The following is a 14,876-nucleotide window of genomic DNA, read 5'->3' as shown; positions in this document are numbered from 1 at the left end:
GGGGGTGCCCCGCGGGGACGTGAAGTCCATCCACGCGTCATATGGGCAGCCCATGCAACCCTGTCACCAGATGTGCCTTTAGGACATCAGCGGGGCATGGCCTCCCTCAGGGAAAAGGAGTCCGACCAATGGCCTCTTCCGTTCTCAATGTTGGTCCTGAGACCAACCTTTCAAGGTACCTCCAGGATATCCGCAAGTTTCCGATGCTCTCGCCGGAAGACGAGCAGCGTTTGTCGCGGAGCTGGCGGGACAAGGGCGACAGCAAGGCCGCGCATGCGCTGGTCACGTCGCACCTGCGGCTGGTCGCCAAGATCGCGATGGGATATCGCGGCTATGGCCTGCCGCTGGGCGAATTGATCAGCGAGGGCAATATCGGGATGATGCAGGCGGTCCGCCGCTTCGACCCCGATCGGGGCTTCCGGCTGGCAACCTATGCGATGTGGTGGATTCGCGCCGCGATCCAGGAATATATCCTGCATAGCTGGTCGCTGGTGAAGATGGGCACCACCGCCGCCCAGAAGAAACTGTTCTTCAACCTGCGCCGCCTGAAAGGCCAGATGCAGGCGATCGACGACGGCGACCTGCAACCCGAACAGGTGAACCAGATCGCCAAGTCGCTGGGCGTGCCGGAACAGGACGTCGTCAACATGAACCGCCGCCTGTCGGCGCCCGACCACAGCCTGAACGCCCCGCTCCGCGCCGACAGCGAAGGCGAATGGCAGGACTGGCTGGTGGACGAGCACGACAACCAGGAAGAAACGCTGGCGGAAAGCGAGGAATTCAGCGGTCGCAAGGCCCTGCTGGACAATGCGCTGAAGACCCTCAACGAGCGCGAGCGCCACATCCTGACCGAACGCCGGCTGAAGGACGAACCCTCGACGCTGGAAGATCTGTCGCACACCTACAACATCTCGCGCGAGCGGGTAAGGCAGATCGAGGTCCGGGCCTTCGAGAAGGTCCAGGCCGCGATGAAGGCCGAAGTCGAGGCGCATCGTGGTGCCAGCATGGCCGACTGACCGGCCGTACGACCCAACGAAAAAGGGCCGGACCATCAGGTCCGGCCCTTTTCATATGGACCTCAGCCCTCGAACGGATCGCGCATCAGGATAGTGTCGTCGCGCTCGGGGCTGGTGGAGAGCAGCGTCACCGGCGCCTCGACCAGTTCCTCGATCCGACGGACATATTTGATCGCCTGCGCCGGCAGGTCGGCCCAGGAGCGCGCGCCCCGGGTGCTGTCGGTCCAGCCCTCCATCGCCTCATAGACCGGCGTGACACGGGCCTGCGCCGCCGGAGCCGACGGAAAGCTGCGGATTTCCTTGCCGTCCAGTTCATAGCCGACGCAGACCTTGATCTCGGGCAGCCCGTCCAGCACATCCAGCTTGGTCAGCGCCAGGCCGTTGATGCCGCCAACGCGCACCGCACGGCGCACCAGCACGGCATCGAACCAGCCGCAACGGCGCGGACGCCCCGTCACAGTGCCGAACTCATGCCCACGCGTGCCCAGCGTGCGCCCCATCTCGTCATGCAGTTCGCTGGGGAACGGCCCCTCGCCCACGCGGGTCGAATAGGCCTTGGCAATGCCCAGCACGAACCCGACGGTGCCCGGCCCGACACCGCTGCCGGTCGCCGCATTGGCCGCGATGGTGTTGGAGCTGGTCACGAACGGATAGGTCCCGTGATCGACATCCAGCATGACGGCCTGCGCACCTTCGAACAGGATGCGGCGCCCGGCCCGGCGCGCGTCGTCCAGCAGATCCCACACCGTGTCCATGTACGGCAGCACGCGCGGGGCCAACGCGTTCATATGCTCCAGCAGCTCCGCCTTGGTGAAGGTCGGCGCACCCAGGCCGGCCAGCAGCGTGTTGTGGTGCAGCAGCAGCTCGTCCAGCTTCCAGTCCAGCGTTTCGGGCTCGGCCAGATCGCACAGGCGGATAGCCCGGCGGGCCACCTTGTCCTCGTAGGCCGGGCCGATACCACGGCCGGTGGTGCCGATCTTGCGGTCACCACGGGCTTCTTCGCGGGCGCGGTCGATCGCACCATGCACCGGCAGGATCAGCGGCACGTTCTCGGCAATGCGCAGGGTCTTCGGCGTCACCTCCAGCCCCTGAGCCGTCACGCGGTCGATTTCCTTGAGCAGGGCTTCGGGATCGACGACGACGCCATTGCCGATCACGCCCATCTTGCCACGGACCAGGCCGGAAGGCAGCAGCGACAGCTTGTAGGTCTGGTTACCGACCACCAGCGTGTGGCCGGCATTGTGCCCACCTTGGAAACGGACGACGATATCCGCGCGGCTGGCAAGCCAGTCGACGATCTTGCCCTTTCCCTCGTCACCCCACTGGGCGCCGATCACGGTGACGTTGGACATCAGAAGCTCCTCAGAAAAACGGTCCGGCCGGAACGCAGCACAAAAGGGGCGACACTGGCCGCCCAGCCGCCCGGCTTAACAGGCGCGTCAGTTCAGCGCCACCACTCCATCGCCGGCGACGATCATATCGCATTCCAGGCGCCTTGCCTCAGCCACGCTGTCCGCAACGGGCGCCAGCCCATCGACGGTCGCATATCCCTCGCTCCGCAGCCGCCTGCCCAGTGCCGGATCGCTGCCCACGGGCAGGAACACGCGCGCGCGCCCTGCCCTGGCAGGCGCCGCACGCAGCAGGGCCTCGGGGCGCAGGGTCAGGCCGCAGGCCGGCTCGTCATTATTGGACACATAGCGCCCGCCACGGCCCAGCTCTTCATGCTGCCCGCGGGCATACACCGTCACGCAGACGCCGGTATGATAATGCAGCCCCCGGAATTCGACCGGATCGATGGTCAAGCGAATGTCCGGCACCCGCGCCTTGATCGCGGCGAAGGTGGCGGCCAGACGCTCGCTCAGCGCCCGCACCGGTTCGGGCAGGACCAGCCCGCCCAGGACCGAGAGCGCACGCTCGGCCGGCCCGGCCGCATGCAGCAATTCGGTCAGCACCGGCGCCAGCCCGCCGGCCAGCTTCGCCACCGCCGCCGCGTCCTTGCGGTCCAGCGCACGCATCAGCGCCTGCCGCTCGGCCGGAGTAAAGCCAACCTCCGCGATCAGCGCCGGCGCCAGCGGCGGCATCGTCAGGTCGAACGACACACCGGGCACCCCCAGCACCGCCAGCGCCTCGGCGCCCAGCGCCACCACTTCGGCATCGGCTTCGGGCGTATCCGGGCCGATCAGCTCGATACCGGCCTGGGAAATCTGCCGGTCGCTCTCCCGCGCCCCGCCACTCGCCTGCACGCACAGCCCGGTATAGGACAGGCGCAGCGGACGCGGCGCATCGGCCAGCCTGGTCGCGGCAATGCGGGCGATCTGCGGCGTGATGTCGGGGCGCAGCGCCATCATGCGCCGCGTGTCCGGGTCCATCAGACGAAACGCCTGCTCGGCCACCGCCGCCCCGGACCCGCTCAGCAGCGTGTCCTCGAACTCCAGCAAAGGCGGCTTCACCCGGCTGTAGCCATGCGCGGCGAAGACCTGCATCAGGCTTTCCATGCCGGCGGCCTCGGCCTCGGCATCGGAAGGCAGCAGATCGACAAAGCCTGCGGGCAGCAGGGCGGGATTGGGAGGCGGATCGTCCGTCATGCGCGCGCCTATACCATCCTTGCAGTCATTCGTCAGCCCACGCGCGGGCAGGAACGCGTCAGGCGAACTCCGTGCGCACTTCGGCTTCGGCCCAGTCCAGCCACGGCATCAGCGCGCGCAGATCATCCGCCTCCACGGTCGCACCACCCCACAGCCGCAGGCCCGGCGGCGCATCGCGATAGCTGCCGATATCCAGCGCCACGCCCTCCGCTTCCAACAGGCCGACGATCCGCTTGGCCGCCTTGGCCTGCGCCGCCGCATCCAGCGCCACGAACCAGGGCGCCACAATGGTCAGGCAGATCGCGGTGCTGGAGCGTTCGGCCGGATCGGCGGCCAGGAACGCAGCCCAGCCGGAGCGCGCCACCCAGTCGGCCACCACCGCCAGGTTGGCCTGGCTGCGGGCAACCAGGGCCGGCAGGCCACCGATCGCCTCGGCCCAGCGCAGCCCGTCCAGCGCGTCCTCCACACACAGCATGGAGGGCGTGTTGATCGTATCGCCCTTGAAAATACCCTCGATCAGCCGCCCCTTGGCCGTCAGGCGGAAGATCTTCGGCAGCGCACGCGGCGCCGATGCTTCTTCCAGCCTACGCACCGCACGCGGCGACAGGGCCAGCATGCCGTGCGCGGCCTCTCCGCCCAGCACCTTCTGCCAGGACCAGGTCACGACATCCAGCCGATCCCACGGCAGGTCCATCGCAAACGCGGCCGAGGTCGCGTCGCAGATCACCAGCCCGTCGCGCTCCATGGGGATCGGCGCTCCCTCGGGAATGCGCACGCCCGAGGTCGTGCCATTCCACGCCAGCACCACGTCATGCGCCCAGTCGACCTGCGCCAGGTCCGGCAGACGGCCATAATCGGCCTTCAGTACCCGCGCGGCCGGCGCGTGCAACTGGTTGACGATATCGTCGGCCCAGGTCGCCGAAAAACTCTCGAACGCCAGCACGTCGACCGGGCGCTCACCGACCAGCGACCACAGCACCATCTCCACCGCGCCGGTATCCGACGCCGGCACGATCCCCAGCTTCCAGTCGTCGGGCAGGCCCAGGATGGCACGCGAGCGGGTAATAACCTCGTTCAGCCGGGCCCGCCCTTCGGGGGCGCGATGCGAGCGGCCCAGCAGCGCGCCGGACAGCGCGTCCAGCGACCACCCCGGACGCTTGGCGCAAGGGCCGGAGGAAAAACAGGGATTGGCGGGGCGCACGCCCGGCTTCGCGATCGCGTCGGGAGAGAGAGCAGACATCATCCTGTCCGGAGAAATGGTACGAGAGAGGGGACTCGAACCCCTATGCCTTGCGGCGGTCGATTTTGAGCCGACTACGTCTACCGTTCCGTCACTCTCGCCTGCGGGCCTGCTTATCAGCAAAACGGGCCGGGAGGCAATCGCACAACCGGAACCCGGCGATCATCCGGCCCGCGGTGCCGGCGGAGCCAGGCCCAGCATCAGGGCGATATTCTGGATCGCGGCGCCCGAGGCCCCCTTGCCCAGATTGTCCAGCCGCGCGGTCAGCACCGCCTGTCGACGCGATTCGTTGGCATGGACCCGCAATTCCATCAGGTCGGTCCCCGCCAGCGTTTCGGCGGACAGGCCCGGCGTGGCCTCGGGCACACTGATCCGGTCCGAACCGGCATAGAAATCGGCCAGCACCGCCCGCAGATCACCCCCCGTCGCCGGCCGGGCCAGCAGGTCCAGATGCAGCGGCACCGAGACGATCATGCCCTGGGGGAAATGCCCGACCGAGGGCACGAAGACAGGCGGACGCGTCAGCCCCGCATAACGGGTGATCTCGGGCAGATGCTTGTGCTCCAGCCCCAGCCCGTACAGTTCGAAGGCCGGCCCGCCTTCCCGCTCGTGCGCCTCGATCATCGCGCGGCCGCCGCCGCTATAGCCGCTGACCGCGTTGATCGTCAGCGGCGCATCGGGCGCAAGCAGTCCGGCCTGAACCAGCGGCCGCAGCAGCGCGATCGCCCCGGTCGGATAGCAGCCGGGGTTCGAAACCCGCGCCGCCGCCGCGACCTGCGCCGCGAATCCGTCCCCCATTTCCGGAAAACCGTAAACCCAGTCCGGATCGACGCGAAAAGCCGTGCTGGCGTCCAGCAGCCGGGGCGCCCGGCCACCGCCAGCCGCGATCTCGGCCGCCATCGACGCCGCCTCGCGCGACGCCGCATCGGGCAGGCACAGTACCACCAGATCGACCGATTCCATCATCGCACGGCGGGCAGCGGCATCCTTGCGGTGTTCCGACGCGATCGAACGCACCGTCACCGGCAGCGCATCCAGGCGCTGACGAATGCCCAGCCCCGTCGTGCCAGCCTCGCCGTCAATGAAAACCGTCGCCTGTTCGCTCATGGTACCCCCTGGTCCTGGGCACCGGACTATAATCCCTGCCCGACCCGCCATCCAGAGATGGCTGCTTGGAAAAGCGCACTAGCGGCGATCCGACGCGCGTTTCCTGTGCTTCGGCGCTCACGACCATCAAGGCCGCTCCGATGCTCGGAAACCGTCGTCAGAGGCATGGCAGGCGCCGCGCCTCCACGCGCCATCGGAATTTTTGAAACAGCCGCATCGGAGCATCCGCATATCGCGCCACGCTGGACGCGCCCGCGGCGCCGGTGCAGACATGGGGCGATCCCGCCGACCCATGAACGGAGCCCCCGGATGTCCGACGCCGCCCAGGCCCTTTCGCGCCTTCTCGACATCATGGCCCGCCTGCGCGACCCCGTTAGCGGCTGCCCCTGGGACCGCGAGCAGGATTTCGCCTCCATCGCCCCCTATGCGATCGAGGAAGCCTACGAGGTCGAGGACACGATCGCCCGGCAGGACTGGGCCGCCCTGCCCGACGAACTGGGCGACCTGCTGCTCCAGGTCGTCTATCACGCCCGCATGGGCGAAGAGGCCGGCTGGTTCGATTTCGCGACCGTCGCCGGCATGATCGGCGACAAGATGGTCCGCCGCCATCCCCATGTCTTCGGCGACGCCGCACTGGCCCCCGGCCAGTGGGAGGACGGCAAGGAGCAGGAACGCCTCGCCCGGCGCGAGAGCGGCACGCTGGCCGGCATCCCCACCGCACTGCCCGCCCTGCTGCGCGCGCGCAAACTGTCCGCCCGCGCCGCCCGCGTCGGCTTCGACTGGCCCGATGCCAGGGACGTCGCCGAAAAAGTGGATGAGGAAATCGCGGAACTGAAGGTCGAACTGGAATCGGGCGACCGCGAACGAATCGCCGACGAACTGGGCGACGTGCTGTTCACGCTCGCCACCCTGGCCCGCAAGCTGGACCTGGACCCCGAAGCCTGCCTGCGCCAGGCCAACGCCAAGTTCACCCGCCGCTTCACCGGAGTGGAACAGCATCTGTCCGAACGCGGCCTGACGCCGGCCGACAGCACCCTGGCGGACATGGAGGCCGCCTGGCAGGCCGTCAAACGGCAGGAACGCGACAGCGGCGCGTAAGCGAGACGCAGAGGCTGCTTCAGAAGCTCCGCTGGGCGACCTGACGGACGCCACGCTTCCACTCACCATCGGCGCTTTTGAAACAGCCTCTCAGCCCGGGTCCAGCAGCAGGTCACGCAGATCCTGCCAGCTCGCCCGGTCGGGGGCGTAGAGCAGCCCCCCGGCGCGATCCGTCAACCGGTAAGGCGCTCCGTCGAAATGGGCGCAATAACCGCCGGTCTCGTGATGGATCAGCCAGCCGGCCAGATGATCCCAAGGCATGGTGCGGTTGAAGAGCAGGAAGTGGCATTTCCCATCCACCAGCATCAGATATTCATGCGCGGCACAGCGGAAATCCCACGATCCCATCACGCGCGGCAGGTTGCGGGCCACCAGGTCGCGAATCGGCGGGGGCAGGTAGCGCCACGAGGCGTTGCCGGTCATTTCGGCCGCCGGCACGGGCCGCGCGCAACATAACGGCCGCTCCGCATCGTCCGGCCCGACCTGCCATGCCCCCTCGCCCCGCACCGCCAGCGCCGCGACATTGCAGATCGGGTCGAGAATCGCCGCTCCGACAATCTCGCCCCGACGCAGGATCGCGACCATGACGCCGAACAGCGGCACACCCGCCGCGTAATTCGCCGTACCGTCGATCGGATCGATGACATAGGCAAGGTCCGCATCCTCGATCGCGTCCAGCAGGCCGGGCCGGGCACAGACGGCTTCCTCGCCGATCACCGCCGCCCCGGGCGAAAGACGCAGGAACGCCTCGGTCATGTCATGCTCGGCCGCTTCGTCTGCCACGGTCACCACGTCCAGCTTGCTGGTCTTGCACCGGATGGCGTCCGCATCCAGCCGGCGGAAGGACGGCATGATCCGATCCGCCGCCGCCTGCCGCATGATGTCCAGAACCGTACGCATATGCGCGCGCGAAACCGCGACCGTCATGACATCACTCCCCCCTTCCCGCCCATCCGGCGCGGGCGGGCGCCTACCGCTCGCGACTGGCCAGTTGCTGTTCGAACCGCGCGCGATCGGCCGGCAACAGCCGCACCGTCACCACGATAGCCTGCTCGCCATCATCGCGCGACGTCACTTCGCCATGAGCATACAGCCACGCCAGCAGCGCGCCGTCCTTCACCGGAATGGTGTAATGGACGATCTCCATCGCCTCGGTCAGGCGCTGGTCGATCGCCGCCAGCAATTCGGGCAGCCCGTCGCCGGTAATCGCCGAAATCACGACACTGCCCGCCCGGGGCGGCACCGCATCGCGGCCGCCCAGCAGGTCGGCCTTGTTCTGCACCTCGATCACCCGCCGCCGCCAGTCGTCCTCCAGCGTTCCGCTGGTCGCCATGCCCTCCAGCACCTCCTCGACATCGGCGCGCTGCGCCGTGGTGTCGGGATGCGAGATATCGCGCACATGCAGGATGATGTCGGCCTCGGCAACTTCCTCCAGCGTGGCGCGAAAGGCGGCAATCAGTTCCGTCGGCAGGTCGCTGATGAAGCCCACCGTGTCGGACAGGATGATCCGCCGGCCCGATGGCAGGCGAATGCCGCGCATCGTCGGGTCCAGCGTCGCGAACAACTGGTCCTGCGCATAAACGGTCGCCCCGGTCAGCGCATTGAAAAGGGTCGATTTTCCGGCATTGGTATAGCCGACCAGCGCCACGACGGGAAACGGTACCCGCCGCCGCGCGGCACGATGCAGGCCGCGCGTGCGCCGCACCTGCTCCAACTCGCGCTTCAACCGCACGATACGGTCGCCGATCATGCGGCGATCGGCCTCGATCTGGGTCTCACCCGGCCCGCCGAGAAAGCCGAAGCCGCCGCGCTGCCGCTCCAGATGGGTCCAGGTCCGGACCAGACGGCTGCGCTGATATTCCAGATGCGCGAGTTCGACCTGGAGCGAACCCTCCTTGGTGGCGGCGCGCTCGCCGAAAATGTCCAGGATCAGGGCCGTACGGTCGATGACCTTGCAGCCCAGGGCCTTTTCCAGGTTCCGCTGCTGCACGGGCGTCAGGCGCGTATCCACCACCACGACGGCAACGCGATCCTCCTGCACCGCCTGGCGCAGCGACTCCACCTGCCCGCTTCCCAGCAGCGTGGCCGGCCGGCGGGCGCGCAACAGAAGCACGGCCTGCCGCACGATCACCAGCCCGATCGACGCCGCCAGGCCCACGGCTTCTTCCAGCCGGGCTTCGGCGGCGCGAACCTCGTCCTGACGGTCCGGCCGCTCCCATGGCAGGATGACGGCCGCCCGCGTGGGCGACTGCGCCACGGGAATCTCAGACGAGATCGGAATCCCCCGCCAGATCCTTGTCCGACAGATCCGCCGAGGCACCCTCGGGGCGCGACGGGTCGAACAGCACGACGGGCGTCGCCGGCATCACGGTGCTGATGGCGTGCTTGTAGACAAGCTGCGTGTGCCCATCACGGCGCAGAAGCACGGAAAAATTGTCGAACCAGGTGATGATGCCCTGCAACTTGACACCATTGACCAGAAACACCGTGACCGGCGTCTTGGAGCGCCTGACATGGTTGAGAAAAACATCCTGAACGTTCTGCGTAGGTTCTTTTGCCACGGTTGGGCCTTACTTGCTCTGTCGGCGAGGACGAACGCCGCGCAAGCTGCTCCGTTCCCCGCCAATAATTCGGTTGGCTCTCTCTAGCAGGCCCTTCCCCGAGGGGCAAAACCTCATCCTGCTCCCCGTTCGTCGGACGTCACGCCCAACTGCTTCAGCTTGCGGTGCAGCGCGCTGCGCTCCATGCCCACAAAGCCGGCGGTGCGGCTGATATTGCCGCCGAATCGCAGCAATTGCGCCTGCAGATACTGGGTCTCGAACAGGTCGCGCGCCTCGCGCAGCGGCAGGCCCATCACATCGGCGGCGGGGTCGAACTTCAGCAGGGTCGGCGCCCCCTGCCCCACCGACGGCGGCAGCATCTCGGCGCGGATCAGGTCGGTGCCGTTCCCCGGCATCATGATCAGCAGCCGCTCCATCAGGTTGCGCAGCTCGCGCGAATTGCCGGGCCAGTCATAGCTCTGCAACGCCGCGATCGCGTCGCCCGACAGGTCGCGCAACGGCAGGCCGGCATTCTCCGCCGCCCGGTGCAAGAACATCCGCGCCAGGCCCGGAATGTCCTCCCGCCGTTCCCGCAGGCTGGGCACACGCAGCGGCACCACCGCCAGCCGGTAATACAGATCCTCGCGGAAGCGCCCGGCGGCGATCGCCTCCTGCAGGTCGCGGTTGGTCGCCGCCAGCACGCGGACATCGACCTTTACCCGCGTGGCGCCCCCCACACGCTCGAAACTCTGGTCCTGCAACGCGCGGACGATCTTGCCCTGGGTCTCGATCGGCATGTCCGCCACTTCGTCCAGCAGCAGCGTGCCCCCATGGGCGCGCTCCAGCACGCCGGTGCGCCGCCCGTTACCGTCCGCCGTGCCCTCGATGCCGAACAGCTCCTCCTCGAACCGGCCCGGCGCCAGCGTGGCGCAGTTCAGGGCGACGAACGGCCCTTCGGCACGGCGCGACCGGGCATGGATCATCCGCGCCGCAACCTCCTTGCCCGCGCCTGCGGCGCCGGAAATCAGCACCCGCGACCCGCTGGGGGCCACGCGCTCGATCTGGTTGCGCACGGCGGCAATGGCAGGGCTGTCGCCGAACAGCATGGCCTCCGGTCCCGCGCGCAGGCGCAGTTCCGCGTTCTCCCGCGCCAGGCGCGAGGCCTCCAGCGCACGCCTGACGACCAGCAGCAGCCGATCGGACTGGAAAGGCTTTTCAATAAAATCGTAGGCGCCATGCTGCAACGCGGCCACGGCCGTCTCGATGGTGCCATGGCCGGAAATCATGATGGTCGGGACGGCCGGTTCCTCGCCCTGGATCGCCTGCAGGATGCCCAGCCCGTCCAGGCGCGACCCCTGGAGCCAGACATCCAGGATCACCAGCGACGGCCTGCGCGCCCTGAACGCGCTGATCGCGGAATCCGAATCTCCCGCCAGCCGGGTCTCATAGCCCTCATCCCGAAGAATGCCCTCGATGAGCAGCCGGATATCCGGTTCGTCATCAACGATCAGGATTTCATGCGCCATGCTCGTCCTTTACTGGCAGTATCAAGACCGAAACAGCTCCCCGTCCATCCTGCCTGTCTTCCAGACGGATGCTTCCCCCGTGATCTTCCAGAATTTTCTTGACGATCGCCAGCCCCAGCCCGGTTCCCTTCGGCTTGTGGGTCACATAGGGCTCGGTCAGTCGCTGCCTGTCTTCTTCAGGCAGACCGATCCCATCGTCGACAACCGCGATATGGGCGGCCGCTCCTTCGATACGCAAGACAATCCGGACAGTGCCGACCGGTCCGGTCGGGCGATCGGCAGCATCACCATCTTTCGGAAGCATTGCAATGGCATCGGCGGCATTTTGCAGCAAATTGGTCAACGCCTGCCCGACCAGCCGCCGGTCGCACGACACGATCGGCCCATGATCGGGCAGATCGGTGTCGTAACGGATCTCGGGATGCGCGTTGCGTTGCAGGATCAGCGCCTCGCGCACGATTCGCGACAGGTCCTCGGGCCGGATGATCGGCTGCGGCATCCGCGCGAACGCCGAGAATTCATCCACCATGCGCCCGATATCGCCGACATGCCGCACGATCGTATCCGCGCACTGGCTGAACGTCTCGGGGTCGGAGGTGATTTCGCGCAGGAAGCGGCGCTTCAGCCGCTCGGCCGCAAGCTGGATCGGCGTAAGCGGATTCTTGATCTCATGCGCGATCCGCCGGGCGATGTCGGCCCACGCCGCCTTGCGCTGGGCCGCCTGCAGGGCCGTAATGTCATCGAACGTCACGACATACCGATCAGGCGCCCCCCCGCTGATCTCGCCGCCGATCCGGACCAGCAGCGTGCAGGCCTTCGTGCCCGATCCAACGTGAATCTCGCCCGTCCACACCCGGTCGGGGGCACTGGCCGCCTCCTTCAGCATCGGGCCGAACTCGGGCACGACATCGACCAGTTGCCGCCCGACGGCGGCCGCCAGATCCTTTTGCAGCAGAACACCGGCGGCGCGATTGGGCAGCTCGATCACCTGCTGGGCATCCAGGCCGATCACCCCGGCAGATACGCCCGACAGCACGGCTTCGGTAAACCGGCGGCGCTCGTTGATCTGGCTGTAGGCGATCATCAGCTCGGAACGCTGGCTGGAAAGCTGGTCGGTCATGCGATTGAAGGCGCGCGACAGGCTCGATACCTCATCATCCCGCTCGCCCTCCGGCACCCGCACCTTCAGGTCGCCATCGCTGATGCGCTCCGACGCCAGGATCAGCAGCCCCAGCGGCCGCACGATCTGGTTGGCCAGCACCAGCCCCACCAGCACGGCGGCGAAGAGAACCAGCAACCCCACCAGCGCGAAGATCAGCACGAAGGTGAACTGGATCTTGGAGCGGTTCCGGTTCAGCCGCTGATAATCCGCCACCACCATTTCGGTCTTGTGCATATGGTCGAGGATCGACGGATCGACGGGGCGGGTAATCACCAGCATCAGCGCAGGCGTATCGCCCAGCGAAATCACCGCCCGCACCGTCTTCTCGTCCGGCGAATCGAGAATCGCGATCTCGTTGGTGCGCGCCATCATGGTGGCCGAGGGCGGCGGCAGGGCCTGCATGTCGCCCGGCCGGCTCATCAGCCCCCCCTTGGCGACCACGGTGTTGGTCAGCGGATCATAGATCACCGCTTCGTTCAGCCCGCGCAGGGTCGCCTGCGAATCCAGCACCTGGTCCAGCGCCTCGGGATCATGCATCAGGTCCGACCCGGACCCTTCCAGGCTGTTGGCCGCCCCGGCCAGGTAATTGGCCAGCGAAAATGCCTCGGTCCGGATATTGGCGTTATGTTCCTGCAGATATCCGCGCGAGGCCTCCAACGCCTCGTTCAGCGCCGTGTTGACCCGATCGCTGAACCAAATCTGGATGCCGTAATGGAAGAAGGCCGCGGCAAAGGTGCCGACAAGCACCGTCGGCGCCACCGCGACGATGCCGAACAGCGTCACCAGGCGCACATGCAGCCGCGCCCCGGCCAGGCCACGGCGCCGATCGGCCATCACGCGCCCCAGCCGTTCCGCCAGCGCCAGCGCAAGCAGCAGCAGGACCAGGAAGTTCAGGATAAAGATCAGGGCCTGGATGCGCGGATAATGCGTCACCGACATCCCGCCCGACAGCACGACGAAGGTGGCAACACCGAAGCACAGGGCCAAAGCCACCAGGGCAATGGCGACATTGCGCCGCGCAAGCAGCCCGAACAGCCCGCGCATCAACCCCATCCCCGACATCAGCCGCCGGATATTGAAACCGTGCCTTGGGGTCAGCACCCGCTTGTCGCCCGACGCATCAAAAGACTCATGGATGTCAGTTTACGCCGCGTACGACCGGAATTTCCAGGTCCCGGATCTTCTTGCGCAGGGTATTGCGGTTCAGGCCCAGCATCGCCGCCGCCTTGATCTGGTTGCCCCTGGTGGCAGCCAGCGTCATCTGGATCAGCGGCCGCTCGACCTCGGCAATCACCCGATCATAGATATCGTGCAGCGGCATGCCATCCTGCCCCGCCGCCAGGAAATGCCGGATATGCCGGGCCACCGCGTCGGCCAAGGGTTCCTTGGCCAGGATTTCCGTCGTCTCGGCCTCCTGGTCGTGCGATGCCTCCACCAGTTCCTGGTCGATGAGGTCACCCGTGATCGTCTCCTGCGGATACAGGGCCGCCAGACGGCGCATCAGGTTTTCCAGCTCTCGGACATTCCCCGGCCAGCGGCTGGCCTGCAGGCGCTCGAGCGCACCATCGGCCAGCATCTTGGCCGGCAGCCCATCCTCGCGGCACCGATCCAGGAAATGCCGCGCCAGCAGCGGAATATCCTCGACCCGTTCGCGCAGCGGCGGCAGGCGGATCGGCACCACGTTCAGGCGATAGAACAGATCCTCGCGAAACGTCCCGTTGCGAATCGACTGGCGCAGGTCGCGATGCGTGGCCGCCACGATCCGGACATTGGCCCGAATCGGCTGCCGGCCGCCGACGGTCGTGAACTCGCCTTCCTGCAGCACGCGCAGCAGGCGCGTCTGCGCCTCGGGGGGCATGTCGCCGATCTCGTCGAGAAACAGCGTGCCGCCCGTCGCCTGCTCGAACCGCCCCGGATTGCGGCTGGTCGCTCCCGTAAAGGCGCCGCGCTCATGCCCGAACAGCTCGCTCTCGATCAGTTCGCGCGGGATCGCCGCCATGTTGACGGCGACAAACGGGCCACCCCGCCGGCGGCCATAATCATGCAACGCCCGCGCCACCAGTTCCTTGCCGGTGCCGCTTTCGCCATTGATCATCACCGTCAGGTCCGACGTCGTGAGCCGCGCGATGATGCGATAGATGTCCTGCATCACCATCGACCGGCCGATCAGCGGCATCCGCTCCTCGGTCTCGGGCGGCGCCGGCTCGGCCAGCGTGCGGGCCGGCGAGGCCAGCGCCCGCTCGACCACCGACAGCAGTTCCTTCAGATCGAACGGCTTGGGCAGGTATTCGAACGCCCCGCGCTGGGTCGCCTTGACGGCGGTCATCAACGTGGATTGGGCGCTCATCACCAGCACCCGCATGTCCGGCCGCGCCCGCTTGATGCGCGGAATCAGGTCCAGACCGTTCTCGTCGGGCATCACCACGTCGGTAATGACCAGGTCGCCCTCGCCTTCCTCGATCCACTGCCACAGGGTCGCGGCGCTGGCGGTCGTACGAACCTGATAGCCGGCACGCCCCAGCGCCTGGCTGAGAACGGTGCGGATGGATCGGTCGTCATCGGCAACAAGAACAGTCGGAAGGGGCATAAGAAATCCGGTCTC

Annotated in this window: 12 protein-coding genes and 1 tRNA gene; 2 read left to right on the top strand and 11 right to left on the bottom strand. The window is 67.2% G+C overall.

The window, feature by feature from the left end; translation table 11 throughout:
* Positions 1–128 precede the first annotated feature (128 nt).
* Complete coding sequence (gene rpoH, locus HLH36_RS14555) at positions 129–1,016, top strand: RNA polymerase sigma factor RpoH (protein WP_182987063.1); 888 nt, start codon at positions 129–131, stop codon at positions 1,014–1,016.
* A gap of 62 nt (positions 1,017–1,078) precedes the next feature.
* On the opposite strand, the gene HLH36_RS14550 is transcribed toward rpoH, so the two are convergent.
* The 5 genes from HLH36_RS14550 to argC all read right to left on the bottom strand — a co-directional run bounded on the left by HLH36_RS14550 (position 1,079) and on the right by argC (position 5,948).
* The gene (locus tag HLH36_RS14550) at positions 1,079–2,368 is read right to left on the bottom strand and encodes an adenylosuccinate synthase (RefSeq protein ID WP_182987062.1); all 1,290 of its coding nucleotides are present in this window, start codon (positions 2,366–2,368) and stop codon (positions 1,079–1,081) included.
* A gap of 87 nt (positions 2,369–2,455) precedes the next feature.
* Positions 2,456–3,601 (bottom strand): ATP phosphoribosyltransferase regulatory subunit, encoded by a 1,146-nt coding sequence (locus HLH36_RS14545; protein ID WP_182987061.1) that lies wholly within the window; start codon positions 3,599–3,601, stop codon positions 2,456–2,458.
* A gap of 58 nt (positions 3,602–3,659) precedes the next feature.
* Complete coding sequence (locus HLH36_RS14540; RefSeq protein WP_182987144.1) at positions 3,660–4,841, bottom strand: phosphoserine transaminase; 1,182 nt, start codon at positions 4,839–4,841, stop codon at positions 3,660–3,662.
* Positions 4,842–4,858: 17 nt separating this feature from the next.
* A tRNA-Leu gene (locus tag HLH36_RS14535) sits at positions 4,859–4,942 on the bottom strand.
* Positions 4,943–5,003: 61 nt separating this feature from the next.
* Positions 5,004–5,948 carry an N-acetyl-gamma-glutamyl-phosphate reductase gene (gene argC / locus HLH36_RS14530; protein ID WP_182987060.1) on the bottom strand — a complete coding sequence of 315 codons (945 nt, stop codon included), beginning with the start codon at positions 5,946–5,948 and terminating at the stop codon, positions 5,004–5,006.
* Between the two features lie 309 nt (positions 5,949–6,257).
* Here argC and mazG point away from each other — a divergent pair, with 309 nt between their 5' ends.
* On the top strand, positions 6,258–7,046 hold the full coding sequence (mazG, locus tag HLH36_RS14525; protein ID WP_182987059.1) for a nucleoside triphosphate pyrophosphohydrolase: 789 nt from the start codon (positions 6,258–6,260) through the stop codon (positions 7,044–7,046).
* Positions 7,047–7,136: 90 nt separating this feature from the next.
* Here the strand turns inward: mazG and HLH36_RS14520 are convergent, their stop codons facing one another.
* The 6 genes from HLH36_RS14520 to ntrC all read right to left on the bottom strand — a co-directional run bounded on the left by HLH36_RS14520 (position 7,137) and on the right by ntrC (position 14,861).
* Positions 7,137–7,973, bottom strand: coding sequence for an inositol monophosphatase family protein (locus tag HLH36_RS14520; protein ID WP_182987058.1), 837 nt, complete (start codon positions 7,971–7,973; stop codon positions 7,137–7,139).
* Positions 7,974–8,016: 43 nt separating this feature from the next.
* On the bottom strand, positions 8,017–9,309 hold the full coding sequence (gene hflX, locus HLH36_RS14515; RefSeq protein ID WP_182987143.1) for a GTPase HflX: 1,293 nt from the start codon (positions 9,307–9,309) through the stop codon (positions 8,017–8,019).
* Position 9,310: 1 nt separating this feature from the next.
* Positions 9,311–9,607 carry an RNA chaperone Hfq gene (gene hfq, locus HLH36_RS14510; RefSeq protein ID WP_182949016.1) on the bottom strand — a complete coding sequence of 99 codons (297 nt, stop codon included), beginning with the start codon at positions 9,605–9,607 and terminating at the stop codon, positions 9,311–9,313.
* 113 nt (positions 9,608–9,720) lie between these two features.
* On the bottom strand, positions 9,721–11,112 hold the full coding sequence (gene ntrX, locus HLH36_RS14505) for a nitrogen assimilation response regulator NtrX (protein ID WP_182987057.1): 1,392 nt from the start codon (positions 11,110–11,112) through the stop codon (positions 9,721–9,723).
* Positions 11,102–13,318: a sensor histidine kinase NtrY-like gene (locus HLH36_RS14500; protein ID WP_182987142.1), complete on the bottom strand. Its 2,217-nt coding sequence runs from the start codon at positions 13,316–13,318 to the stop codon at positions 11,102–11,104. Before HLH36_RS14500 ends, ntrX begins: the two co-directional genes overlap by 11 nt.
* 94 nt (positions 13,319–13,412) lie before the next feature.
* Complete coding sequence (gene ntrC / locus HLH36_RS14495) at positions 13,413–14,861, bottom strand: nitrogen regulation protein NR(I) (protein ID WP_182987056.1); 1,449 nt, start codon at positions 14,859–14,861, stop codon at positions 13,413–13,415.
* Positions 14,862–14,876 lie beyond the last annotated feature (15 nt).

The organism is Gluconacetobacter aggeris, assembly GCF_014174395.1.
GTDB lineage: Bacteria > Pseudomonadota > Alphaproteobacteria > Acetobacterales > Acetobacteraceae > Gluconacetobacter > Gluconacetobacter aggeris.
This window is presented reverse-complemented; position numbering and strand designations above follow the sequence as displayed.